The sequence below is a fragment of the Streptomyces sp. NPDC020807 genome (assembly GCF_040641575.1).
Taxonomy (GTDB): Bacteria; Actinomycetota; Actinomycetes; order Streptomycetales; family Streptomycetaceae; genus Streptomyces.
Genome location: NZ_JBFADU010000042.1, coordinates 14642 through 38827, shown reverse-complemented (window position 1 = coordinate 38827; position 24186 = coordinate 14642). Strand labels below are relative to the sequence as shown.

Below are 24186 nucleotides of genomic sequence, written 5' to 3'. Positions count from 1 at the left end.
ACAGGTGTGCTCTACCGACCGGCAGGGGGGGGTGTTGACTTGGCGGGATTTCCGCCCCCCCACGCGCGCGGGGCGGGCCCCCGGCCGTCGACCCGCGTGAACGTCACCCGTCGGGTCGCCGGGCGGACGGCCGGAAGGGTGCGGCGGCGGGGCGGCCGGTCGACCGCCGGTGAGCCGTCGACGGCGCCGGTGTCCGGGCACGGACTGCCGGGGGAGCCCGCCCGGCGCGCCGGGCGGCGCTGCGGCCGTTCCTGAGACCCGCTCGCTCGCGCCCCACCGCGTGCGGACATCCCGCACGGCTTCCACGGTGTGCGCGGACCCGCCGACGTGACGCCCCGCGCACCGCCGCACGGATGAGCGTCCGGCCGTCCCCGGCTCCGCCTGAATCCCCCTCGGCGCGGCCCGTCGGACAGTGGTGAGGACCCGTCGTCCCCCTCGACCAGGGAGCCGGATGGCCCGCCGCCCGTTCCTCCGATGCCGTCACACCCTCGTCGTCCTGGCCCTCGCCGCCCTGACGACGGCCGGACCCGCTTCCCCCGCCGACCCGGCCCTCCCCGCGACGGGCCCCGTGCCCGTCGCGGCGGCGGGACTCGTGCCCGCCTCCGCCACGGTTCCCGTGCCCGTCTCCGCGGCGGGCCCTCCGTCCGCGCCCGCCTTCGACACGGCGCCCGCGCGCGCCGCGCTGGAACGTCTCCTGCCCTCCCACGCCTCGCAGTTCACGCTCGTCCCCGCCGGCGCGAAGGGCTCCGGTGACAGCTTCTCGGTCTCCGGCACGACCGGGGCCATCGAGGTCGGCGGCACCTCACCCGCGACGCTCCTCACCGGGGTGGGCCAGTACCTGCGGCGGGTCGCGGGCGTCGACATCGGCTGGCCCGGCGACAGCCTCGCCCGGCTGCCCGACAGGCTCCCCGCCGTCCCCGGCACCCTCACGGGCTCGGCGTCCGTCCCCCACCGGTACGCCCTGAACGACACCGACGAGGGCTACTCCGGCGCCTACCGCGACTTCGACGCGTACCGCCACCAGATCGACCTGATGGCGCTGCACGGCGTGAACGAGGTCTTCGTCCCCACGGGCGCCGAGTATCCGTACTACGTCGCCCTCCAGCGGTTCGGCTACGACGCGGCGGAGCTCCGCCGCTGGATCCCCGGCCCCGCCCACCAGGGCTGGTGGCTGCTCCAGAACATGTCGGGCTTCGCGGGACCCGTCTCCGAGCGGCTCGTCGAGGCCCGGGCGACGCTGGGCGGCCGGATCGCCGGCCACCTGCGCGCGCTGGGGATGACACCGGTCCTGCCGGGCTTCTTCGGCACGGTCCCGGCGGGCTTCGCCGGGCGGAACCCCGGCGCTGTCACGGTCCCGCAGGGCCGCTGGGTGGGCTTCGAACGGCCCGACTGGCTGGACCCGACCGGACCGGTCTTCGCCCGGCTCGCCGCCACCTACTACCGCGTGCAGCGCCAGCGCTTCGGCGACACCGGCATGTTCAAGATGGACCTGCTCCACGAGGGCGGCACGGCGGGCGGCGTCGACCTGGCCGCCGCCGCCCGGGCCGTCCAGCGGTCCCTGGAAGCCGCGCGCCCCGGAGCCACCTGGGTCATGCTCGGCTGGCAGAAGAACCCGACCGCCGCCCTCCTGAGCGGCGTGGACCGCCGACGGGTGCTCATCGTCGACGGGCTCTCCGACCGGTACGACGGGCTCGACCGCGAGGCCCAGTGGGGCGGCACGCCGTACGCCTTCGGTGCCATCGGCAACTTCGGCGGCCACACCACCCTGGGCGCCAACACGGCCGTGTGGACCGGCCGCTTCCATGAGTGGCTGACCGCGCCCGGCAGTGCCCTGCGGGGCATCGCCTACCTCCCGGAGGCCACCGGCGGAAACCCCGCCGCCTTCGACCTGTTCACCGCGCTGGCCTGGCAGCCGGGCCCGGTCGACCACCGCGCCTGGTTCGAGGAGTACGCCGCCCGGCGCTACGGCGGGGCCGACCCGCACGCGGCCGCCGCGTGGGAGGAGCTGCGCCGCGGCCCGTACAGCACGCCGTCCGGCACGTGGAGCGAGCCGCAGGACGGTCTCTTCGCCGCCCGGCCCAGCCTGACGGCGACCCGGTCCGCGCGGTGGAGCCCGACCGCCATGCGCTACGAGGCGGCCACCGTGGAGCGGGCGCTCGCGGAACTCCTGCGGGTGGCTCCGGAGGGCCGGGCCACGGACGCCTACCGCCACGACCTCGTGGACGTGGCACGGCAGGCGCTCACCAACCGCGCCCGCGTCCTGCTGCCCCGGATCCGCGCCGCGTACGAGGCGGGGGACCTGCCGGGGTTCCGGGAGTTGACGGCCGAGTGGAACGCCCGTCTGGGGCTCCTCGGGCGTCTGGTCGCCGCCGACCGGCGGTTCCTGCTCGGTCCGTGGCTGGGGGCCGCCCGCTCCTGGGGGGCCGACCACGCCGAACGCGACCTGCTGGAGTACGACGCCCGGTCGATCCTCACGACCTGGGGCGGCCGGGGGCCGAGCGAGCAGGGCGGACTGCGCGACTACGCCAACCGCGAGTGGGCCGGCCTCGTGCGGGACGTGTACGCGCCGCGCTGGACCACGTACTTCGCCGGCCTGGAGGAGTCCCTGCTGAGGGGCACGCCCCCGGCCGCCGTCGACTGGTTCGCCCACGACGACACCTGGGCACGCGGCCACGAGCGCTACCCGACGACACCGACGGGCGACCCCTACGCGCTGGCGAAGGAGGTCCATGCGGGGCTGATAGGCGGGTACGTGGTGCGGTGAGCCGGGCGATCTTGGAACGTGAAGCGACAGTTTTCTCTGTCGCATGAGTCTCTCGACAGGTATTCTTGTCGCATGAACGATGCGATCCCGACCCCCGACAGGGGCGACGAGAACTTCTGGGCCACCGTGATGACTCTGGTGGAGCCCGCATGGCGCGAGCCCACCGAGGGCGACACGTTCGTCATGGACGACAAGGTGCTCGAGGCGGTGCGAGCGCTTGCCGAGAGCATCTCGACCCGCGCGCTCGCCTACCGCGCGGCCGAGAAGCCCTTCGACGCCGCGCTCATGGCCGCCCCCGACGTGCAACTGGCCATGCTGCGGTCGCTGTACGAGGCCAAACGGTCCGTCGACCGTCTGGCCGAGAGCGCCGCCACCGTCGCCGGCCGCAGCGGCGCCAACTATGCCCAACTGGGCGCGGCCTGGGGCGGCATCAAGCGCCAGTCGGCCCGCAGCAAGTGGCCGCACGCGGTGGCCAAGAAGGCTGCCGGCGAGTCCGTCCCCCTTCAGTACGCGGGCGGCGCCGCTGTCATCCACCACGACCCGGACGCCGACGCCTGGTGGTTCACCGCCACCGCCGCGGACGAGCAGGAGAAGGAGTCCGAGGCCGTCCACGCCTCCTCCGCCGAAGCCATCGCGGGGGCGACCGAGTTCCTCCTGTCGCACACCCTCCCCACCGGGCAGGCGCCCGCCTGACCCGCCGCTCCCGGGGTGGCCCGGGCGGTACCACGTGCACGGAGGCGTCACCTCCCCCTCGGGGCGGGTGGCGCCTCCGTCTCCTGTCGGCTCGGCGCGTTGTCGACGAAGTCGCCGCCGACCCCCTGGTTGACTTCCGCGTTCCGCACTGCTGACGATGGGTGTCGCCTGACCGTCGATCAACCGACGACCCGCCGCGGCCCGGCCGCCGAGCGGTTGGCGGCCTTCTGCCCGGCCGCTCTGATCGTGGGTCAGGCCGGTCGTCGCCGCGGAGGGCCTCGCCGTCCCCTCCGTTCGGACCGGACCCGGCCGGCCTCCGCGCGGACGGGTCCGTGCGCAGGCCTGCTCGTGGCGATCCCTCCTCACCGATCCCTCCGTGCAAGGGAGCACGTCGTGACCCACCTCGCATCCGCCCGCCCGCCCCGTGTGCCCGAGCGGCAGGGCCCCCTCACCTTCGGGCAGCTCGCACGGCTCGTGGAGCACGAGGACGTACTCGCCCGAGCCCCCGCTGGCCGACGTGGTGCGGAACGACGCGGAGCGGGCGACGGAACCGCCGACACGGCCGACTCCGTGAACGACTCCGGGCGGCTGACGAAGGAGCAGGGATGACGAGAGCCGCGGCCGCTCGCCCGCCGCCCCGGGCACGGCGGGCTGGGAACCCCGCGCGTCGCTGGTGCTGCACCCGCCCGCAAGGCCGCCGGACAGGCCAACGGCACACAGCGAAAGGCACACCGGCCATGAGCCCCTCCGAACCCGCGGCGCGGATACGTCCGTTGCTGGAGAAGTGGGTCGCCCGCAGGCTGGTCATCGGAGCCCAGGTCCTCGTCCGCGACGGCGGCGGGACGACCGACCTCGCCGTGGGGGCGGCTCCCGGCGTCGCGGCCACGCCCGACGTCGTCGGCCGTGTCCACCGCGCCAACAAGTCCGTCCCGGCCGTGGCGACCGCGGTCGCCACGCAGGAGGGTCTGCTCGGCTTCCAGGACCCGGTGGCGCGCTTCTTCGGCAACTGCGCTCCCGCGATGGCCGAGGTGACGGTCGCCGACCTCCTCGGCCACGCCTCCGGCCCGCCCACCGCGCTCCACGAGGGCGCCGGCTCCCTGGAGGAGCGCGCCCGCCGCATCGTCACCGTCCACGCGGCGGACCCGATCTCGGGCCGGGTGATGGCCCTGCGGCTCTTCAGCGTCGCGGAGATCAACGACCGCTGCGTCCGGGACCTCACCCGCACGGCCTGAACCCCTGGCGGACCGCCCCGCCTGCCCGGATGCCGAAGTGCTTCCCGAGGAAAGGCCGTTCGGCCCTGGCCGCGTCGTGAGTGCGCGGGCAGCGTGGTGGGCGGAAGCGCCCGCCCGGGGCGTTGAGCAGGGACGGAGCGGACGTGGCGAGGCCCGTACAGACCCCCGCCGAGGTACTCGGCATCGAACCGGCCGGTTCCTATCACCGGCTGCTGCTGCGCGCCCCCGGCGTCGCCGCGGCCGTCCGGCCCGGGCACTTCGCCACCCTGGCCATCGGGGGACGGGACTCCGCCACGCCGCTGCGCCGCGCGTTCTCCATCCACCGCGCCGACCGGGTCGCCGACACGATCGAGCTGGTCTTCGCCGAGCACGGCCGGGGCACCCGCGCGCTCGCCCGGCACCGGCCCGGCGACACCGTGGACCTGGTGGCCCCGCTCGGCACGCCCTTCCCGCTCGCGGACGCGCCCGAGGCGGCCGTGCTGGTCGCCGGCGGCTACGGCAGCGCGCCGATGTTCTCGCTCGCCGAGGCGATCCTCGCGCGCGGCGGCAAGGTCGGGTTCGTCCTGGGCGCCGCCTCCGCCGACCGGCTCTTCGGCGTGGCCGCGGCCCGCGCCCTGACCCCGCACGTCGCGGTCGTCACCGACGACGGCTCGTACGGCGAGCGGGGCCGTGTCACCGACCCGCTGGCAGCCATGATCGGGACCGTCGGCGCGAGCGTCGTGCACTCCTGCGGGCCGATGCCCATGCTGCGCGCCGTCACCGAAATCGCCGTCGCGGCGGGCGCCCGCAGCCACACCGCCGTCGAGGAGGCGATGGCCTGCGGCTTCGGCGTCTGCATGAGCTGCGTGCTGCCGGTCACCGGGCCCGAGGGGACCCACCGGCTGGTCCGCTCCTGCACGGAGGGCCCGGTCTTCGACGGGACGACCGTCCGCTGGCCGGAGGCCGGTGCGCCCGGCACGGACCCCGGCTCCCCGCCGCCCCCACCGACCTGGCCGGCCCCGTCGGCGTCCCCGTCCCCGTCCGCCGTACCGCGGAACCCCCGGCGAGGAGTCCGCGCATGACCGCCCTCACTCCCTCCCTCACTCCCGCCCTCGACCCGGCCGCCGTCGACATGTCGGCACCGCTGGGCTCCTCCGTCACCCTCCCCAACCCCGTGACCACGGCCTCCGGATGCGCGGGGTACGGCCGGGAACTCGCCTCCTTCGTCCCGCTCGCCGAGCTCGGCACCCTCACCACCAAGACCGTCATGCCACGGCCCCGGCAGGGCCGCCCCACCCCGCGCATGGCGGAGACGCCCAGCGGGATGCTGAACTCCGTCGGCCTCCAGGGCGCGGGAGTCGACCACCTGGTCACCCGTGAGCTGCCCTGGCTCGCCGAGCGCGGTGCGCGCGTGCTGGTGTCGGTGGCGGGGGAGCGGCCCGAGGAGTTCGCCGAGGCGGCGGCCCGGCTCACCGGCGCGCCCGGGGTGGTGGGGATCGAGGTCAACATCTCCTGCCCGAACGTCGCCGACCGCGGCCTGGTCTTCGCCGCCGCCCCGGACTCCGCCCACGAGGTGGTCGCCGCCGTACGGGCGGCCGCCGACCCGGCCCTGCCGGTCTACGCGAAGCTCACGCCCGACGTGACCTCGATCGTCGACGTCGCGGCGGCGTGCGTGGCGGCGGGTGCCGACGGCCTCTCGATGATCAACACGCTGCTCGGCATGAGGATCGACCCCGCCACCCTCCGCCCAGCCCTGGCCGGCGTCACCGGCGGCCTGTCCGGGCCCGCCGTCCGCCCGGTCGCGGTGCGCTGTGTGTACCAGGTGTACGCGGCGATGCGGCGGGGCGACGTCCGGAACGTCCCCATCATCGGGATGGGCGGGATCACCTCGGGCGCGGACGCCCTGGAGTTCGTCCTGGCGGGCGCCTCGGGCGCCTCGGGCGTCGCGGTCGGCACCGCGATCTTCACCAACCCGTCGGCACCGCTCGACGTCCTGCGGGAGCTGCGCGGGGAGCTCGCGCAGCGCCGATTCGGCGCGCTCAGGGACGCGGTGGGGTACGCCCACCGCTGACCCGGGAGGACGGCGACACCGCGCTCCTCGCCGCGCACCCGGCGGACTCCGTCGGCCACCGGGTCAGGTCAGCTGCTGCTCGGTCCAGATCGTCTTGCCGCGGGGCAGGTGGCGGGTGCCCCAGCGGTCCGCGAAGCGCCCGACGAGGTAGAGGCCCCGGCCGCCCTCGTCGGTGTCGGCGGCGAGGCGGAGATGGGGCGAGGTGCTGGACGAGTCGGTGACTTCGCAGGTGAGTGTGGAGCCGCGGATCAGGCGGAGGTCGATGGGTCCGGTGGCGTAGCGGATGGCGTTGGTGACGAGTTCGCTGACGATCAGTTCGGCGGTGAGGACGAGTTCCTCGTCCATCCCCCATTCCGTCAGCCGGGCGGTGGTGAGGCGTCGGGCCCGGGCGCTGCTGCGCGGGTCGTCGGGCAGGGTCCACAGGGCGGTGTCGTCGGGGCCGAGGGAGCGGGTGCGGGCGAGCAGGAGGAGGGCGTCGTCCTGGGGTCCGTCCGGGAGCAGCGCGCTCGTCAGCGCGTCGCACAGTTCCCGCAGCGGGCGGTCGCGCAGGCCCGCCAGGTGCCCTTCCAGGGAGGCGGCGTGACCGCGGGGGACGAGGCCGTCGTCGTAGAGGGCGAGGAGGGTTCCCTCGGGAACGTCCGCGGTCGTCGTGCGGTACGCGGCGGTGCCCTGGCCCAGCGCGGGTCCCTGGTGGACGTCCAGGGTGTGGGGCTGCCGGTCCGGTGGGGTGACGACGGGCGCGGGGTGATCGGCCGCGGCCGTCTCGCACCGCAGGCGCACCGGGTCGTAGACGAGGTACGCGCAGCCCGCGGCGAGTCCCTCGCTCCCCGCGGCTCCGCCGGGTGCCGGGTGCTCCGTGGCGAGCCGTGCGGTCAGGTCGTGCAGGCGGGTGAGGAGCTCGGCCGGTTCCAGGTCCATCGCCGCGAAGGCGTGGACGGCGGTACGCAGCTGGCCCATCGCCGTCGCGGCCCGGAGCCCCCGGCCCCGTACGTCCCCGGCCACCAGGGCGACGCGGGCGCCGGACAGGGGTATGACGTCGTACCAGGTGCCGCCGGCCGCCACCGGGAGGTACGAGTGCGCGGTCTCGACCGCACGGGACACGGGCACCCGGGCAGGGACGAGGGACCGCTGGGCGATGCGGGCGAGGGTGCGCTCCCGTGTGGAGAGGCGGGCGTTGTCGAGGCAGACGGCGGCGCGGGCCGCGAGTTCGACCGCCATCTCCAGGTCGCCGTCGTCGAACGGCTCCGACGCGCCCGCCCGGTAGAAGGCGGCCAGGCCCAGAACCGCCCCGCGGGCGGTGAGCGGCACGACCATCAGGGAGTGGACACCTGCGCGCCGGAACAGCTCGGAGCGGTCCGGGTCGCGCGACAGCCACCCCGCGGGGTCGTCGACGCCGAGCTCGTTCACGACCCGCGGGGTCAGGTCGGCGAGGGCGTCGGCGTACGGGGTCGCGCGCCGCATCAGTCGTACGGCGCCGATGTCGTGAGCGCCGGTGGCGCCGGCGTCCGACGCGGTGGCGAAACCGGCGCGGCGCACGGTGAGAGGGTCCACCAGCGGCCCCGGGGCGGGAGCCTCACCGCCGAGGACCGCGTCGAGTACGTCGATCGCCACGGCGTCGGCGAGGCCCGGGACCGCCACCCCGGCCAGCTCCTCGGCGGTACGGAACACGTCCAGGGAGGTCCCGATTTCCGAGCTCGCGCGCTCCAGCAGGCGCACGCGGTCCTCGGCCCGCTCGCGGGCGGTGCCGTCGACGAAGGTCACGGCCACGCCCAGCGGAAGCCGGTCGGGGCCCCGGAGGGGGAGGGCCGAGAGCGAGAGCCGGGCCTTCCGGGCACCGGCGACCCGGCAGGGGAGATCCCGTACCGGCTCGCCGCTGTCCAGAACCGTACGCAACGCCTCGCGCACCTCGGGAAGTTCCAGCCACGCCCCGGACCCTCGGGTGTTGCCGGTGCCCCGCCAGGGGGGCGCGGCGGGGCGTGCGGCCGGTGCGTGGACGACGCGCAGGTCGCGGTCGAGGATGTGCAGACCCGTCGGCGCGTCGGCCAGGAGGGCGTCGAGCAGCGCGGTGGCCAGGGCTTCGTCGAGAAGCCGATCCGCACCGGGCGCGGCGGCTGTGGGGGCCGTGGTGCTGCGCCCGTGGTCAGGTGACGCTTCCATGTCTCGCACTCCTCCTGTACGTCATGGGGCCATGGTGACCGTCGATCCTGCGGGAGGACGGTGGAGGCACGTGGTGGCCTGGCGGGAGCGCCGCGCGCCTCGGGCACGGGCGGCGCGGTGCTGGAGGGGCGTCGTCGGGTCCGTCAGGAGCGGAGCGCGGTGCCGGCCTCGGCGCTGACGTCGCCGTCGGCCGTGACGTCGCGGGCCTTCACATCGCCCTCGGCTTCGACGCCGTCCTCCGGCAGGGTGGCCGCCGCGTACCGTGTCCGGTGTCCCGCCATGAGTCCTCCCCGTAATGATCATCCCCTGGGCCACCTCCAGTGAAGAGGCCCGATCCCGGGGGCGCACGCCGGGGCGGGGACACCTCGGGTGCGTTCACTCGTTCGGCGTAGCGGGGGAGGGGGGTGAGCCCCCGGACCTCCGGCGACGCCCGGCCTGACACGGCGTCGCGGCCCGCGCCCCGGTGCCCCTCACTCACCCCGCACCCCGGACACCGTCTCCCTGAGGACGGGAACCGGGCACCCCTGACAACCCTCCGGAAACGGGTGGGAAAGGGGCGTCGGCTTCTACTGTCCTCGGGACGGCCGGGTTCGACGAGGAATCCGGCGCTCGGAAGCACGAGAGTGCGCGAGAGACACGGGGCGAGAAGTGAAGAAGCAGCGCGTCATACAGGCCCTGGTGGCCGCGGCGGCGATCCCGGCACTGGCCGTGGCCACGGCGAGCCCGGCGGCCGCGGACGGTGCGGTCCAGTGGAAGCACGCCCAGAGCGGTTACTGCCTGAGCGCCACGCAGGGCGTCTCCGCCGTTCACACCTTCTGGAACTGCAGCGCCTCGAACGGCGTGTGGTGGCACGAGACCCAGAACAGCGACGGCAGCTGGAACCTGACGGACCAGTGGGGCCGCTGTCTGACCGCCTACTGGCAGGACCAGGTGTACGTCGAGAACTGCTCGTCCGGCCGCGACCAGACCAACTGGTACCAGCGCTGGTGGGAGGACAGCACCAGCACCGGCTGGAAGCTGACCAACCGTATGACCGGCCGCGTCCTCGACAGCAACGGCAAGGGCGGCGACGTCTACACCCTGGCCAGCAACGACAGCGTCTACCAGCGCTGGCACTGATCCCCCGGCCCCTGAACGGGCCCCCTCACGACGGGAATCCCGTCCGGTCTCGCGACCGGGCGGGATTCGCGGTGTCCGTGGGGTGCTCACAGTCCCTCCACTTCACGAGCTTCCGCGCCACCGTTCCTGAGGACGCGTACGACACCATGAACTCCGCACGCTCCGAGTCGCGTTCAATGGAGGACGAACGTCATCGGCGGACACCGAGGAGGGCTTTGTGGGGCGCGTGACGAGGAAGCAGAAGTGGGGCGCGGCGGGCGCCGCCGGCCTGGTGGCGGCGACGGCCGGGCTGCTGTGGTTCAAGCCCTGGGCGCTGTGGGTGGACGAGACGGTGCACGAGGCGCTTCCCACGACGAGTACGAGTACGAGTACGAGTACGAGTGCGGGTACGGGTACGGGCGCGCAGTCGCCCGAGGCGGGTGCGGCGCCCTCGGCCTCGGCTTCCGGGTCGGCCGCGCCCGCACCCTCCGGACCCGTCACGGTCGCGCGGGGCCGCTTCATCAGCCACGAGCACGCCACCGCGGGAGTCGTGAAGGTCGTCCGGCTCGCGGACGGCACCCACACGCTCCGCCTGGAGGGGCTGGACACGAGCAACGGCCCCGACCTGCGGGTCTGGCTGAGCGATGCCCCCGTGAAGGAGGGCACGGCGGGGTGGAGGGTCTTCGACGACGGGAAGTACGTCAACCTGGCCAAGCTGAAGGGGAACAAGGGCGACCAGAACTACGCGCTTCCCGCGGACGTCGACTGGACGGCGTACCCCAGCGTGAGCATCTGGTGCGACCGCTTCGACGTCTCCTTCGGGGCCGCGGCGCTCGCCCGCGCCTGACGGGAGGGGGCGAGGGCCGTCCGCTCGGCTCCGGTCAGTCCGGTCAGTCCGGACGGGCCGGGGCACGGAGCTCGATCGTGTAACCCCCCTGGGGAGTGGGTCCGGTGGTCAGCGTGCCGTCGAGGAGTTCGGCGCGTTCCCTCAGGCCGATCAGGCCGTGGCGGGCGCTGGGGAGGGCGACGGTCGGTCGGGTGGGGGCCGTGTTGGTGACGGTGACGCCGAAGTGGTCCGCGTCGTGCCACAGGTGTACGTCGGCGCGGGCTCCGGGGGCGTGCTTGCGCACGTTGGTGAGGGCTTCCTGCACCGTGCGGTAGACCGTGCGCTGGGCGGTGGTGCTGATGCCGGGCGGAAGCTCGCCGGTCAGGGTCGTCTCGATGCCGCTGTTGGCGATCAGCTGCCGGAGGTCGGCGAGGGTCGGCTGCGGGGTGAGTTCCGTGGCCTTGCCGCCGGACGCGCGGAGCAGGGTGACCATGTGGCGGAGTTCGTCGAGGGTGGTGGCGCTCAGCGTGCGGATGGTGCGGGCGGTCTCACGGGCGTCGGGGTCCTTCGCGGCGACCTGCAGGGCTCCGGCCTGTACGGCGATCAGGCTGACCTGGTGGGAGACGACGTCGTGCATCTCACGGGCCAGCTGGGCGCGTTCGCGGGCGAGGACCGTCTGGGCGTACAGGGCCCGTTCGTGTTCCCTGGCCTCCTCGACCTCGACGAGCTGGCGGGCCACGTCGTGCCGCGCCTGGACGAGCTGGCCGAAGAGTACGGGGGCGAAGGCGGTGGCCAGCGTGTAGACGAATTGGACGAGCGTCCAGGTCCGGCTGCCGTCGAACGCGTCGGACAACGGCCACATGAAGGTGGCCGCCGTGGCGTTGAGGAGCGCGCAGCCCGCGAGCAGCGGGCGGTTGCGGGTGGCCGCGGCGAGTGTGTACAGCGCGGCGACCGGCGCGACCGCCACGTCCATGAACAGCGTCATGGGCAGGGTCAGCAGGAAGACGGCCAGCGGGAAGCGCCTGCGGAGGAGCAGACCCGCGGAGCCCGCGGCGGCGCACGACCACATCACCGGGGTGCCCTCGCCGACGAGGTTGATCCAGGCGTCGAGCGCGGCCAGCACCACCAGCCCCGCGTCGACGGCCCAGGGCGGCAGCCGTCGCCACAGAGTCCGGGCCGTGCTCATCGCCCGTTGCCCCGTGCCGTGTTGTCGTCGTTCTTCTCGTGGTGGGAGAGCAGTCCGGCACGCTCGGCGAGGAGCGCGGCCTGGACGCGGCTGGTGACCCGCAGTTTGGTGAGGATCGAGCTGACGTGGTCCTTGACGGTGCCCGCGCTCAGGTGGATGCGGGTGCCGATGTCCGCGTTGGAGAGCCCCTCGGCGATCAGCACGAGGACGTCGCGCTCCCGGTCGCTGAGCAGCCCGACGCGCGAGACCTCCGCGTCCGGCGGCGCTCCGGCCCCCGGGTGGCCGCGCAGCAGCGCGCGTGACGCCTTCGGCGACATCACGACGCCGCCCGCGGCCAGGGTGCGGACGAGCTGGGCGAGCTGTTCGGGCTCGGTGTCCTTGAGCAGGAAGCCGGAGGCTCCCGAGCGCAGCGCGGTCAGGATGTACTCGTCGGTGTCGAAGGTGGTCAGCATGGCCACGTGCGGCGGTTCGGGCAGCGTCCGGATCTGCCGCAGCACGGTCAGTCCGTCCACGTCCGGCATGCGGATGTCGAGGAGGACGACGTCCGGCCGCTCGTGCCGGATGACGTCGGCCGCCCGCGCCCCTTCCGCCGTCGCCACGACCTCGATGCCGTCGGACGCGTTCAGGATCATCTGGAAACCGGACCGCACCAGGGCCTCGTCGTCCACCACCACTACCCGGATCACCGGCGTCCCGCCTCACACTCTCGTCTGCGCTGTCCCGCTGCTCGGGCGACCCGTGCGTTCGGGGGTGCCACGTGCTCACCGCCGGGTTCGCCCGACGTCGACCGTACGCCGGGCAGCGTACGCGGCGACATGATCACCGGCGGAGTGCGGACACCCGGCGGGTCGGCTCCAGCCGTTCGGGGGGTCGGCCGCGGCCGGTCGGCAGGCCGGCGCGCGCGCCGTCGCACGGAGCGACGGACGATCCGCCCGCCCGCCGGTCGGCGGGGTGGCCCCGCCCGGTCGGCGGGGGTGCCACCGAAGCCTGCCGGATGGTCCGGGCCCGCGCCGCACCGGGAGATTCCTCGTATGACACAGATACAGCCGCCGCCGGGACTCCCCACCGCGTCAGCGCCGGCGTCCGCGTCCGAGCCCGCGTCCGCGTCCGCGGACAAGCCCTCGACGGGACGCCTCGTGGGCGTGGACCTGGCCCGCGCGCTCGCGGTCTTCGGCATGTACATCGTCCACATCGGCCCGGCCCTGTCGTCCACGCACGGCGTCGGCACCTGGGTCCGGTACCTGGCCGACGGGCACTCGTCGGTCCTGTTCGCCACCCTCGCCGGGTTCTCGCTGATGCTGATCGCCGGGCGCCGCGAGCCGAAGACCGGCCTGGCCGGCCGGCAGGCGAAGGCCCGTATCGCGATCCGCGCCGTGATCCTGCTGGCCCTCGGAAGCGTGCTGGCGATCGAGTACGGGGGAGTGATCATCCTCGGCTTCTACGGGGTCTACTTCCTGCTCGCCCTGCCCCTGCTGAGGCTGTCAGCCAAGGCCCTGGCGATCACCGCGGCCGGACTCGCCCTCGTCACCCCCCAGCTGGCGTTCTTCCTGAACTCGCGGCTCGGCGAGTCCGTCCAGCAGACGATCAACGCCTACGACCCGCTCAAGAAGATCAGCGAGGTCGGCGTCCTCGACCTGCTGCTGACCGGCTTCTACCCGACGATCACCTGGATGTCGTTCGTCGTCGCCGGCATGGCGCTGGCCCGCCTCGACCTGTCGGCCGTCCCCGTCCAGCGCCGCCTGGCCGTCCTCGGCGCCTCCCTGACCGCCGGGGCGTACGGCCTGTCCCTGCTCCTCGCGGGTCCGAACGCGCTGCGCAGCACGGCGGAGGACGGCACGTCGTCCGCCGGGTTCGAGAAGGCGTCGTCCTTCGCCGGAGAATCCTTCGACGCCCCGCGGCGGGCGGCCTCGGAGCTGCTCTCCGCCGGGCCGCACAGCGGCACCACCTTCGACATCGTCGGCAGCGTCGGCGTCGCCGTCCTCGTCGTCGTCGGCGCGACGGTGCTCATGGACCGACTGCCGCGCCTGCGCCGCCTGGCGAAGCCCGTCATCGCCGTGGGCACCATGTCCCTGACGGCGTACGTCGGCCACTTCCTCGCCCAGTCGATGCTCGGTGTGTCGGCCGGTGAGAGCAGCCAGTCGTCCTGGATCCCCGTGCTCCTGTTCATCCTCGGGGCGATCTCGTTCGCCGCGGTCTGGTCCCGCTTCTTCCGCCGGGGACCGCTGGAGGCGCTGCTCAACGCCGCCACCAAGCCCGCGAAGCACCTGCGGTGACCCGCGGGCCGTCCGGCGCGCCCCGCCGAACGGCCCGCTCGGTCGCGCCCCGTCCCCGCTCGCCCCGCACGTGTCGTCCTCCACGGGACCGGAACCGGAATCGCCATGACCTTCGTCCTGATCGTGATCACCGCGGTGACAGCCGGCTGGGCGCTCGTCGCCCGAGGGCTCGAGCGAGGGCACGTCAGAGCCCCCGTGGTCCTGGTAGTGGCCGGCATCGTCACCGGACTGTTCACGCACAGCCAGATCGCCGTCACGCTCAACTCCGAGATCGCCCAGCACGTGGCCGAGGTCATCCTCGCGGTCCTGCTGTTCGTCGACGCCACCGAACTGCCGGGCGGCCGGCTCTTCGGCAACGCCCCCGGCACGGCCGCCCGCACCCTGCTGGTGGCGCTGCCGCTGAGCCTGGCCGCCGCCGTCCTGCTCGGCGCGCTGCTGCTTCCCGACCTGCCCGTGGTGGTCCTCCTGATCATCGCGTGCGTCATCGTCCCCACCGACTTGGCCCCGGCCGAGACCCTCGTACGGGACACCCGCATCGCGGCACGCGTCCGCGAGGCCCTCAACGTGGAGAGCGGCTACAACGACGGCGTCATCTCGCCCGTCTTCCTCTTCGCCCTCATCCTGGCGGGCTCGACCTCGCAGACGCACACACCCCTCCAGGCACTGGGCACGGCCGTCCCGTTCGCCGTGAAGGCCCTGGTCGTGGGCGTGGCCCTGGGGTCCCTGCTGGGGTGGCTGATGACCGCGGCCGACCGCAGGCAGTGGATGACCGGGCAGTCCCGCCGCATCCTCGTCCTGGTCACACCGCTGCTGGTCCACACCGTCACGGTGGCGGCCGGCGGCAACGGCTTCGTCGCCGCGTTCGTCTGCGGCATCGCCTTCCGGTACGTGCGCCGGACCCCGGCTCGGCGCCACGAAGGCCACGTCCCCGACCCCACGGACTTCCGCCTCGTCGAGGACGCCGGCTCGATCATGACCATGTGCATGTGGTTCTTCTTCGGCAACGCCACCGTGCTCGCCCTGAGCGACGGCATCCACCTGCCGACCGTGCTGCTCTGCCTCGCCGCGCTCACCGTCGTACGCCTCGGGCCGATCCTGTTCGCCTTCCTCGGCTCGGACCTCACGCGGCGGGAACGGCTCATGATCGGGGCCCTCGGGCCCCGCGGCACCACGTCGATCGTGTTCGGCCTGCTCGCCTTCAACGCGCTCCCCGACGGTCCCGCCGCGGACACCGCCCTGTACGCCATAACGATCACCGTGCTCGGCAGCGTCCTGCTCCACGGCCTCGGCTCGACGCCCCTCGCCCGCCTGCTCACCGCTCCCCCCACGGCCCCTGCCTCCGCCTCCCCGGCGAGCCCGGACAAGGTCGACTGAGCACGCGGGGGAGGCGGCCCCTCCCCGCTCCTCCGCTCACCCGGCGGGGCGCCCCGCCGGGGTCAGGAGCTGGGTCCTGGCCAGCCGCGCGTACAGCTCGTCCCGGTCCACCAGCTCCTCGTGGGTGCCGATCGCGCGGACGGTGCCGGCGTCCATGACGACGATGCGGTCCGCGTCCGTCACCGTGGAGAGGCGGTGCGCCACCACCAGGACGGTGGTGTCGCGTGCCGTCTCGGCGATGACGTCCCGCAGCGCCAGCTCGTTGACCGCGTCGAGCTGCGAGGTCGCCTCGTCCAGGAGCAGCACCCGGGGCCTGCGCAGCAGCGCGCGGGCGATCGCGACGCGCTGGCGCTCGCCGCCGGACAGCTTCGAGCCGCGGTGCCCGACGAGCGTGTCCAGGCCGCGCGGGAGACGCTCGACGAGGGTGTCGAGCCGGGTGCGGGCGAGGACGGCGCGGACGTCGTCGTCCGTCGCGCGGGGCGCGCTGAAGACCAGGTTCTCCCGCAGCGTTCCGGCGAGTACCGGAGCGTCCTGCTCGACGTACCCGATGACGGACCGCAGCTCGGACAGCGGCCACTCCCGGATGTCCGTGCCGTCGACCAGGATGCGCCCGCCGGTCGTCTCGTAGAACCGCTCGACGAGCGAGAAGACCGTCGACTTCCCGGCACCCGAGGGCCCGACGAAGGCCGTCATCCCGGCACCCGGCACCTCGAAGTCGACCCCCTGGTGGATGTACGGCAGTCCGGGCCCGTAGCGGAAGGACACGTCCTCGAAACGGACCGACGCCGGACGCGCTTCGGTCCGGACCGGCCGGTACGCGGCCCGCGGTTCGGCGGCCAGACGGTCCACCTCCTTGATCCGGGAGATCGCGGCCGCGCCCTCCTGGTACGCGGAGGCCGCCTCGACCAGCTTGTACACCGGCTCCATCAGGTAGAACAGGTACAGCAGGAAGGCGATGAGCGTGGAGACGGGCATCTCCCCGGCCGCCACCCGCGCCCCGCCGACGGCCAGTACCGCGAGGAACGCCAGCTCGACGGCGAGGTTGTCCGCCGTACCCAGCAGGGCCTCCCATTTCGCGCCGCGCACACCGTGCCGCCACGCCCGCCGGGCCGACGCCTCGATCCGGGCGGTCTCCCGGTCCTCCGCGCCGGACGCCTTCACCGTCCGGAACGCGCCGAAGACCCGCTCCAGGCCGGTGGACATCTCCCCGACCGCGGCCTGGGAGCGTTCGGCGGCCTGCCCGATCCTCGGCATCAGCAGGGCGGCGCCCGCGCCGACGACCACGACGACACCGAGCGTGACGCCGAGCAGGACGGCGTCCAGGAAGGCCATCACCACGACCGCCGCGAGCAGCGTGAGCGCCCCGGTGGCGGCGTTGACCACCGCCTGGGTGCTGACGGCCCGCAGCAGCGTGGTGTCGGAGGTCACCCGGGACATCAGATCGCCGGGCTGCATCCGGTCCACGGCCGAGAGCCGCAGCCGCAGCAGCCGGCCGATCAGGCTGCGGCGAGCGGCCAGCACGACCGACTCGGCCGTCCGCTCCAGGACGTAGGCGCCGAACGCCTCGGCGACCGTGCTCAGCAGCACCAGCACGGTCAGGGCCAGCAGGACGGTGGTGAGCGTGCCGCCGGACGAGAGCCGGTCGACGAGCGCCTTCGTGGCCAGCGGCTGCAGCAGCCCGCCGGCCGCTCCCGCCAGCGCCAGCAGCAGTCCGAGGGCGACGGCCCACCGGTGCGGGCGGACGTACCCGTACAGCGCCTTGAGCGTCTCGCGGACGCGCAGGGAGTCGGCACCCGTCGCCTCGGGGGCGGATGCGGTGTTCACAGGATTCCTTCCCTCTGGGGTCCGCCGCCGCGGCAGCGGCGGCACAGGCCACCAGCCTGGAAGCCGGCCCGTCCCGCCCGACATCCGGCGATCGTCGGGAGGACCCCCGCCGGGTGGCTGGAGTTCCGGCCCCGTCGGGTCGCGCCCGGCGCGTCCGGGTACGCGTACGTCGTCGGGGACGGCGCCTTTCCCGCCGTCCGGCCGACAGGGCCCACGCCGAGGCGACGCCGTGCCAGGGGCCCGACGCCGGACGGTCAGGCGCGGGAGGTCAGGACGCAGTGGGTGCCGGTGAAGATCGTCGGCATGCACTTGTTGCAGTGGGTGCACAGGGACGGGGTGGCGGGGTCCGCGCGGAGACGGTTCGGGAGGTCCGGCTCGCGCAGCAGAGCGCGGGCCATCGCCACGAAATCGAAGCCCTCCGCCATGGCCAGGTCCATCGTGGCGCGGGTGCTGATCCCGCCGAGGAGGATCAGCGGGAGGGTGAGAGCGGAGCGGAACCGCCGCGCGCTGTCGAGGAGATAGGCCTCCTCGTAGGGGTAGCTGCGCAGGAAGCGGCCGCCCGCGAGGCGGAGTCCCAGGCGCAGGGGCTGCGGCATCGTGGCGGCGAACTCCCGCAGGGGCGCGTCGCCGCGGAAGAGGTACATGGGGTTGAGGAGCGAGCTTCCGGCGGTGAGCTGCAGCGCGTCGACGGTGCCGTCGTCCTGGAGCCAGGAGGCGACCCGGAGGCTCTCGTCGAGCCAGAAGCCGCCCGGGACGCCGTCGTCCATGTTGAACTTCGCCGTCACCGCGATCGAGTCGCCGACCTCGTCCCGTACCGCCCGGCAGACGTCGCGGGCGACCCTGGCCCGGTGGGCGAGCGGACCGCCGTACTCGTCCTTGCGCTTGTTGATCCTCGGGCTCAGGAACGAGCTGGAGAAGTAGTTGTGGCCGAGGTGGATCTCCACCGCGTCGAAGCCGGCCTCCCGCGCGTACCGGGCGGCGTCCGCATGGGCCGTGGTGACGCGGGCGATGTCCTCCCGGGTCGCGGCCCGGGTCACCCCCCGGGCCTGCGCGTTGACGGCGCGGCTCGGCGCGAGCGCGGGAACCCGGGTGGACCGGCTGTTGGCCACCGGGCCCGCGTGCCCGATCTGCGCGCAGGCGGCGGCACCCTCGGCGTGCACGGCGTCGGTCAGCCGGCGCAGGCCGGGCACCGCCTCGGGCCGCATCCAGATCTGGTTCCGCTCGGTGCGGCCCTCCGGCGCCACGGCGCAGTAGGCGACGGTGGTCATGCCGACACCGCCGGCGGCGTGGGCGCGGTGGAAGGCGACGAGCTCGTCGCCGGCCAGGGCGCCCCTGGTCATGCCCTCGAAGGTCGCGGCCTTGACGACACGGTTGCGCAGCGTCAACGGACCGAGTCTCGCGGGCTGGAAGACGTCGGGAACGGCGGTCGCGGTCATGGGGGCGTCTCCTGTTCGGCGGTGCCGGGGGAGTGCGGGCCGGGGTGAAGCGCGGGGGTCGTGATGGCGTCCTGCGGAGGTCGTGCGGCTGCCGTGCGGAGCGCCGAAGGTACCCAACGGCGTCGGAGGGCGGAAGGCATCCGCGCCCACGTCCTCGCCAGGCCGCGACGCCGCCGCGACGTCGATGTCCGGATACCGCCGGACCGATCCGCCCGGCCGGGGGACGATGGCCAGGTGGACAGAGAACGGCTGGACGGTACGGGCTCCGCGACGGTGCCGGGCGCACGCGCGCTGAACGGTGGCGGGTCGCCGTCATGAACGAACCCTCCCCCCGGCTGCGCCCCTCGGCCCTCGCCGACGCCGCCCCCTGGCCCGCGCCCCGCCCGCACACCGACCCCGAACTCGCCCGTCTGCTCGCCCTGCTGGAGGCCGCCGGGTACCGCGGCGGCAGCGTGGCGCTGGGGCACGGCCGCGACACCGCGTCGAAGGACACCGCCGCCGCCTTCGCCGCCGCCTGGCAACGGACCGGCGGGAGCGTGGCCGCGGTGGTCGACTGGCCGGAGGACGCCGCGTCCTGGCTGCGGCAGGCCCGCCGACTGACACAACCCGAGCCGGACGCCTGGGTGGTGGCCGCCGCGCCGGTCGGCTGGGCCCAGATGAGCCGTCGGCTGCGGCACAGCACCGACTGGGACCCGCGCCGCACCTTCGGCTTCGCGGCCCTGGGGGACTCGCGCATCCCGGCCGCCGTGGGACCGGACGTCCTGGACGGGATGCGAGGGGCGACGGCGGACGGCAGGTCGTGGACGGTCCGCGGCGGCTGGATCGTGGAGTCCGACGGCGGGTGAGCGTCACCCCCTGAAGGCGGGTGAGCGTCACCCCGTGAAGGCGGGCGAGCGCTCCCCCTCCGCTTCCGGGGACCCGCGCTTTGGCCGTACGGCCCCGTCACGGCTAGGGTGTGCCGCCGCCGAACTCGGCGGATCACTGCCCTGCAGGAGGTGGGAATGGGGCTCATGGACGCGGGCCACGCGGAGCTGGTCGTCGCGGCGCAGGCCGGTGACGACCGGGCGCGGGAGCAGCTCGTCGCCACCTACCTGCCGTTGGTCTACAACATCGTCGGGCGCGCGCTGAGCGGCCACGCGGACGTCGACGACGTCGTCCAGGAGACCCTGCTGCGCGCGGTGCGCGACCTGCCCGACCTGCGCGCTCCGGAGAGCTTCCGGTCCTGGCTCGTGTCGATCACGCTCCGCCAGATCACGACCCACTGGCAGCGGCAGCGCGCGTTCGCCGACCGGATCACCGTCATCGACGAGGCACGCCGGATACCGGACGCCGCCGCCGAGCCGGTGGACACGGCGATCCTGCGCCTGCACGTGTCGGACGAGCGCCGTCAGGTGGTCGAGGCCGGCCGGTGGCTCGACCCGGACCACCGGGTGCTGCTGTCGCTCTGGTGGCAGGAGTGCGCCGGTCTGCTGAGCCGGGACGACATCGCCGCGGCGACCGGTCTCACCGCCGCCCACGTCGGCGTGCGTCTGCAGCGCATGCGGGAGCAGCTGGAGACGTGCCGGACGATCGTCGCCGCGCTGGAGGCCGACCCGCGCTGTCCGGGGCTCGGCGAGACGGTGGTCGGCTGGGACGGCCTCCCGGCATCGGTGTGGCGCAAGCGGATGGCGCGGCACACCCGTGACTGCCGGGTCTGCACCGCGGCGTCGGGCGAGCGCGTTCCGGCCGAACTCCTGCCCCTGGGCCTCGTGACGCTGGCCGTCCCGGCCGGCCTCGTCGCCGCGCTGGCCGCCAAGGGCCTGCTGTCCGGTGCGGGCGCGGGCGCCGCCGGACTCGCCGCGGCGCCCGTCGCCTTCGGCACGGCGACGGGTGGCGGCGGTCTGCACGGCGCGCTGGCCGGCAAGCTCCAGGCGGTGACCGCGCACCCGCTGGTGAGCCTCGCCACCGGCGCGGTGCTCGTCGCGGGGACCGCCACCTACGCGACCTGGCCCGACGAACCGGCGCCGCGCGAGCCCGGTGTCGTCACCGCCCCGGCGGTCGTCGCCCCGACACCGACACCGACACCGTCGCGCGGCGGCTCGACGACCACACCGTCTCCCCCGAGCCCCTCACCGACGGTTCCGTCCCCCACGGCCCCGTCTCCGCCCGGTCCGTCCGCCGCCGGCAGCGTTCCCCTGGGCGCGCGGTCACTGGAGTCCGCGGACCGGCCCGGCCTGTTCGTCACGTACGCCGGTGACTTCGCGACGCTCGGCCCGGTCTCCGGGGCGGAGGCCGCGCGGGGAGAGCGACGGACCACCTTCACGGTCCTCACCGGGCTGGCCGACGCGCGGTGCGTCACCTTCCGCGCGGCGGACGGCCGGTACCTCCGCCACCACTACCTGCGGCTGCGCCTGAGCACCGACGACGGCAGCGAACTGTTCCGCGAGGACGCCACCTTCTGCCCGCGCACCGGTGCGGTCGCCGGGTCGGTGACCCTGCACGCGCACAACTACCCCGGATCGGTCCTCCGCCACCGGGACGGTGCCGTCTGGCTCGACGGGTCCGACGGCACCCGGGCCTTCGCCGGCCAGGCCTCCTTCATCGTGCGCGGGGCCTCGGCCACGCGGTGACGGCGTTCATCACGCTTTTTCGCTGAGAGACGTGTCACCGCGCGATCCCGAGCCCGGCGCGACTTTTCCGTTACGAGCCCGCGCCGCCGGAAGTCTCCTCTTCAGTGACGTGTTCCCTGAAGAAAGTTCCTCCCATGACGCAACACATGCACGACCTCCGGACGATCGGTGCGCAGGACCCGCGGAGCGCAGCGTGAAGGGCCGGCACCGGCTCCGTCGGAGCGGCCGGATCGCGGTCACCGGGCTGGCGGCCGCGGCGGTGGTCGCGGGTGTCGTGACGCTCCTGCCCAGTTCCGCGGGTGCCGCGAGCCTGGGGTCCCATGCGGCCCCCACCGGCCGGTACCTGGGCACGGCCGTGGCCGCCGGAAGGCTCGGCGACCCTGCGTACGCCGGGCTCGTGGACCGGGAGTTCACCATGGTCACCCCGGAGAACGAGATGAAGTGGGACGCCGTCGAACCGTCCCGCGGCACCTTCACCTTCGGCCCCGCCGACCGGATCGTCGAGCGTGCCCTGGCACGCGGGCAGCGCGTGCGCGGCCACACCACGGTCTGGCACTCGCAGCTTCCCTCGTGGGTCGGCTCCCTCCGCGACGCGAAGACGCTGCGCAGCGTGACGAACCACCACATCACCACCACCATGTCCCGCTACAAGGGCAGGATCTACGCCTGGGACGTCGTCAACGAGGCGTTCGCCGACGGCGGCAGCGGCGGGCTCCGCGACTCGGTCTTCCGGAAGGTGCTGGGCGACGGCTTCATCGAGGAGGCGTTCCGCACCGCCCGCGCGGCCGACCCCGCCGCCAAGCTCTGCTACAACGACTACAACATCGAGAACTGGTCGGACGCCAAGACCCAGGGCGTCTACCGCCTGGTCAAGGACTTCAAGCAGCGCGGCGTTCCCCTCGACTGCGTGGGGTTCCAGAGCCACTTCGGGGCGGACGGCCCTCCGGCGTCGTTCAGGACCACCCTGGCCAACTTCGCCGCGCTGGGCGTCGACGTCCAGATCACCGAGCTGGACATCGCCCGGGCAGCACCCACCCCCTACGCGAACGCGGTCACCGCCTGCCTGTCCGTGGCCCGGTGCACGGGCATCACGCTGTGGGGCGTCCGCGACGGCGACTCCTGGCGAAGCGGTGAACACCCCCTGCTGTTCGACGGCGAGGGCAAGCCCAAGCCCGCGTACACCGCCGTCATGAACGCCCTCAAGGCCGGCTCCGGCTCCGGCTCCGGCTCCGGCTCCGGGACCGGTCCGGCCAAGCCGGGCGGCGGGACGGGGGAGATCAGGGGAGTGGCGTCCGGACGCTGTGTCGACGTCCCCGGATCCGCCACCAACGGCACCCGGGTGGAACTGCGGGACTGCGCGGGACAGGCCCGGCAGCGGTGGACGTACACCGCTGCCAAGGAGCTGAAGTCCGGCGACGGCAGGTGCCTGGACGCCAGCGGCAGGGGCACCGCCAACGGCACCCCCGTGGTCGTCTGGGACTGCAACGGCGGTACCAACCAGCAGTGGAAGGCCAACCCCGACGGCTCGATCAGCGGCGTCCACTCCGGGCTGTGCCTCGACGCCGTCGGCGCCGCCACCACGAACGGCACCAGGATCCAGCTGTACGCCTGCGTCCCCGTCGGCAACCAGAAGTGGACCGTCCCGAGCGGGACGGGCACCGGGACGTGCGCGCTGCCCGCGACGTACAGGTGGAGCTCGACGGGCGCCCTCGCGCAACCGGCCAACGGCTGGGACGCGGTGAAGGACTTCACCCACGTCACGCTGAACGGCAAGCACCTCGTCTACGCGTCGAGCGCGGCGGGATCCTCGTACGGCTCGATGGCGTTCCGTCCCTTCACGAACTGGTCGGACATGGCCTCGACAGGCCAGGCCCGGATGGGCCGGAACGCGGTGGCGCCCACGCTGTTCTACTTCGCGCCCAAGAAGATCTGGGTGCTGGCGTACCAGTGGGGTGACTGGCCCTTCAGCTACCGCACGTCGAACGACCCCACCGACCCCAACGGCTGGTCCGCCCCGCGGCCCCTGTTCACCGGCAGCGTCCCCCGCACCGAATCCGGCACCGGTCCGATCGACCAGACGCTCATCGCCGACGGCACGAACATGTACCTGTTCTTCGCCGGTGACAACGGCAGGATCTACCGGGCCAGCATGCCGATCGGGAACTTCCCGGGCAGCTTCGGCTCCTCGCACACGACGGTCATGAGCGACAGCGTGAAGAACCTCTTCGAGGCGCCGCAGGTCTACAAGGTCAAGGGCCGGAACCAGTACCTCATGATCGTCGAGGCCCGGGGCGCGAACGAGCGGCGCTACTTCCGTTCGTTCACCGCCACCAGCCTGAACGGCACGTGGACGCCCCAGGCCGCCACCGAGGCCAACCCCTTCGCGGGCAAGGCCAACAGCGGCGCCACCTGGACCGACGACATCAGCCACGGCGACCTGGTCCGCGACAACCCCGACCAGACGATGACCGTCGACCCCTGTCACCTGCAGTTCCTCTACCAGGGCAAGTCCCCGACCGCGGGCGGCCCCTACGACCGTCTGCCCTACCGGCCCGGCCTCCTCACCCTGAAGCGCTGAGCCGCCCGACCCACGGTCGCACAAGGAGAAACACCTCCCCATGAACAAGCCCCCCATGAACAAGCACCCCATGAACGAGCCGGCTA

At 74.0% G+C, this 24186-nt stretch carries 19 protein-coding genes and 1 pseudogene; 14 read left to right on the top strand and 6 right to left on the bottom strand.

From position 1 onward, the window contains the following. Positions 1-451: 451 nt before the first annotated feature. From AB0G79_RS32805 to AB0G79_RS32780, 6 genes are all read left to right on the top strand, one after another. Positions 452-2764: an alpha-N-acetylglucosaminidase TIM-barrel domain-containing protein gene (locus AB0G79_RS32805; protein ID WP_360813035.1), complete on the top strand. Its 2313-nt coding sequence runs from the start codon at positions 452-454 to the stop codon at positions 2762-2764. Positions 2765-2836: 72 nt separating this feature from the next. After that, entirely contained in the window at positions 2837-3457 is a 621-nt protein-coding gene (locus AB0G79_RS32800; RefSeq protein ID WP_360813033.1) for a hypothetical protein, read from the top strand. A 393-nt stretch (positions 3458-3850) separates the two neighbouring features. Then, positions 3851-4066, top strand: coding sequence for a hypothetical protein (locus AB0G79_RS32795; RefSeq protein ID WP_360813031.1), 216 nt, complete (start codon positions 3851-3853; stop codon positions 4064-4066). Positions 4067-4194: 128 nt separating this feature from the next. Continuing rightward, positions 4195-4689 (top strand): serine hydrolase, encoded by a 495-nt coding sequence (locus AB0G79_RS32790; protein WP_360813029.1) that lies wholly within the window; start codon positions 4195-4197, stop codon positions 4687-4689. Between the two features lie 143 nt (positions 4690-4832). After that, on the top strand, positions 4833-5750 hold the full coding sequence (locus AB0G79_RS32785; RefSeq protein ID WP_360813027.1) for a dihydroorotate dehydrogenase electron transfer subunit: 918 nt from the start codon (positions 4833-4835) through the stop codon (positions 5748-5750). Next, the gene (locus AB0G79_RS32780; RefSeq protein ID WP_360813025.1) at positions 5747-6739 is read left to right on the top strand and encodes a dihydroorotate dehydrogenase; all 993 of its coding nucleotides are present in this window, start codon (positions 5747-5749) and stop codon (positions 6737-6739) included. The genes AB0G79_RS32785 and AB0G79_RS32780 overlap by 4 nt, the downstream gene beginning before the upstream one ends. Before the next feature lie 63 nt (positions 6740-6802). Here the strand turns inward: AB0G79_RS32780 and AB0G79_RS32775 are convergent, their stop codons facing one another. Together AB0G79_RS32775 and AB0G79_RS32770 are read right to left on the bottom strand one after the other, a co-directional pair. Further along, complete coding sequence (locus tag AB0G79_RS32775) at positions 6803-8896, bottom strand: SpoIIE family protein phosphatase (protein ID WP_360813023.1); 2094 nt, start codon at positions 8894-8896, stop codon at positions 6803-6805. Between the two features lie 143 nt (positions 8897-9039). Further along, positions 9040-9177: a hypothetical protein gene (locus AB0G79_RS32770; protein ID WP_360813022.1), complete on the bottom strand. Its 138-nt coding sequence runs from the start codon at positions 9175-9177 to the stop codon at positions 9040-9042. Positions 9178-9544: 367 nt separating this feature from the next. Here AB0G79_RS32770 and AB0G79_RS32765 point away from each other — a divergent pair, with 367 nt between their 5' ends. Next, complete coding sequence (locus AB0G79_RS32765; RefSeq protein WP_360813020.1) at positions 9545-10015, top strand: hypothetical protein; 471 nt, start codon at positions 9545-9547, stop codon at positions 10013-10015. A 226-nt stretch (positions 10016-10241) separates the two neighbouring features. Further along, complete coding sequence (locus AB0G79_RS32760) at positions 10242-10841, top strand: DM13 domain-containing protein (RefSeq protein ID WP_360813043.1); 600 nt, start codon at positions 10242-10244, stop codon at positions 10839-10841. Positions 10842-10884: 43 nt separating this feature from the next. Here AB0G79_RS32760 and AB0G79_RS32755 read toward each other — a convergent pair whose 3' ends face one another. Beyond that, the gene (locus AB0G79_RS32755; RefSeq protein WP_360813018.1) at positions 10885-12006 is read right to left on the bottom strand and encodes a histidine kinase; all 1122 of its coding nucleotides are present in this window, start codon (positions 12004-12006) and stop codon (positions 10885-10887) included. Then, complete coding sequence (locus AB0G79_RS32750; protein WP_360813016.1) at positions 12003-12692, bottom strand: response regulator transcription factor; 690 nt, start codon at positions 12690-12692, stop codon at positions 12003-12005. Before AB0G79_RS32750 ends, AB0G79_RS32755 begins: the two co-directional genes overlap by 4 nt. Before the next feature lie 489 nt (positions 12693-13181). Between AB0G79_RS32750 and AB0G79_RS32745 the strand changes: the two genes are divergently transcribed. Together AB0G79_RS32745 and AB0G79_RS32740 are read left to right on the top strand one after the other, a co-directional pair. Next, on the top strand, positions 13182-14279 hold the full coding sequence (locus AB0G79_RS32745) for a DUF418 domain-containing protein (RefSeq protein ID WP_360813041.1): 1098 nt from the start codon (positions 13182-13184) through the stop codon (positions 14277-14279). A gap of 105 nt (positions 14280-14384) precedes the next feature. After that, positions 14385-15653: a cation:proton antiporter gene (locus AB0G79_RS32740; RefSeq protein WP_360813014.1), complete on the top strand. Its 1269-nt coding sequence runs from the start codon at positions 14385-14387 to the stop codon at positions 15651-15653. Positions 15654-15689: 36 nt separating this feature from the next. On the opposite strand, the gene AB0G79_RS32735 is transcribed toward AB0G79_RS32740, so the two are convergent. Beyond that, positions 15690-17477: an ABC transporter ATP-binding protein gene (locus AB0G79_RS32735; RefSeq protein ID WP_360813012.1), complete on the bottom strand. Its 1788-nt coding sequence runs from the start codon at positions 17475-17477 to the stop codon at positions 15690-15692. Between the two features lie 254 nt (positions 17478-17731). After that, a complete protein-coding gene (locus tag AB0G79_RS32730; RefSeq protein ID WP_360813010.1) occupies positions 17732-18913 on the bottom strand; it encodes an NADH:flavin oxidoreductase in 1182 nt (393 codons plus the stop codon). 314 nt (positions 18914-19227) lie between these two features. Here AB0G79_RS32730 and AB0G79_RS32725 point away from each other — a divergent pair, with 314 nt between their 5' ends. The 4 genes and pseudogenes from AB0G79_RS32725 (at position 19228) to AB0G79_RS32710 (ending at position 24100) form a co-directional block, all read left to right on the top strand. Beyond that, positions 19228-19758, top strand: coding sequence for a hypothetical protein (locus tag AB0G79_RS32725; RefSeq protein WP_360813008.1), 531 nt, complete (start codon positions 19228-19230; stop codon positions 19756-19758). 156 nt (positions 19759-19914) lie between these two features. Then, positions 19915-21522 (top strand): sigma-70 family RNA polymerase sigma factor, encoded by a 1608-nt coding sequence (locus tag AB0G79_RS32720; protein ID WP_360813006.1) that lies wholly within the window; start codon positions 19915-19917, stop codon positions 21520-21522. Next, positions 21434-22708: pseudogene (locus AB0G79_RS32715) on the top strand (endo-1,4-beta-xylanase); the annotation flags it as partial. The gene AB0G79_RS32720 and the pseudogene AB0G79_RS32715, both read left to right, overlap by 89 nt. Positions 22709-22711: 3 nt before the next feature. After that, on the top strand, positions 22712-24100 hold the full coding sequence (locus AB0G79_RS32710; protein ID WP_360813039.1) for a non-reducing end alpha-L-arabinofuranosidase family hydrolase: 1389 nt from the start codon (positions 22712-22714) through the stop codon (positions 24098-24100). The last annotated feature ends 86 nt before the right edge of the window (positions 24101-24186 follow it).

Excerpts from the sequence above, each read along its gene's own strand:
- AB0G79_RS32730 (WP_360813010.1), bottom strand. The coding sequence starts at position 18,913 with ATGACCGCGACCGCCGTTCCCGACGTCTTCCAGCCCGCGAGACTCGGT.
- AB0G79_RS32805 (WP_360813035.1), top strand. The coding sequence starts at position 452 with ATGGCCCGCCGCCCGTTCCTCCGATGCCGTCACACCCTCGTCGTCCTG.
- AB0G79_RS32740 (WP_360813014.1), top strand. The coding sequence starts at position 14,385 with ATGACCTTCGTCCTGATCGTGATCACCGCGGTGACAGCCGGCTGGGCG.
- AB0G79_RS32775 (WP_360813023.1), bottom strand. The coding sequence starts at position 8,896 with ATGGAAGCGTCACCTGACCACGGGCGCAGCACCACGGCCCCCACAGCC.
- AB0G79_RS32755 (WP_360813018.1), bottom strand. The coding sequence starts at position 12,006 with ATGAGCACGGCCCGGACTCTGTGGCGACGGCTGCCGCCCTGGGCCGTC.
- AB0G79_RS32800 (WP_360813033.1), top strand. The coding sequence starts at position 2,837 with ATGAACGATGCGATCCCGACCCCCGACAGGGGCGACGAGAACTTCTGG.
- AB0G79_RS32725 (WP_360813008.1), top strand. The coding sequence starts at position 19,228 with ATGAACGAACCCTCCCCCCGGCTGCGCCCCTCGGCCCTCGCCGACGCC.
- AB0G79_RS32780 (WP_360813025.1), top strand. The coding sequence starts at position 5,747 with ATGACCGCCCTCACTCCCTCCCTCACTCCCGCCCTCGACCCGGCCGCC.
- AB0G79_RS32770 (WP_360813022.1), bottom strand. The coding sequence starts at position 9,177 with ATGGCGGGACACCGGACACGGTACGCGGCGGCCACCCTGCCGGAGGAC.
- AB0G79_RS32745 (WP_360813041.1), top strand. The coding sequence starts at position 13,182 with ATGTACATCGTCCACATCGGCCCGGCCCTGTCGTCCACGCACGGCGTC.
- AB0G79_RS32790 (WP_360813029.1), top strand. The coding sequence starts at position 4,195 with ATGAGCCCCTCCGAACCCGCGGCGCGGATACGTCCGTTGCTGGAGAAG.
- AB0G79_RS32710 (WP_360813039.1), top strand. The coding sequence starts at position 22,712 with ATGAACGCCCTCAAGGCCGGCTCCGGCTCCGGCTCCGGCTCCGGCTCC.
- AB0G79_RS32720 (WP_360813006.1), top strand. The coding sequence starts at position 19,915 with ATGGGGCTCATGGACGCGGGCCACGCGGAGCTGGTCGTCGCGGCGCAG.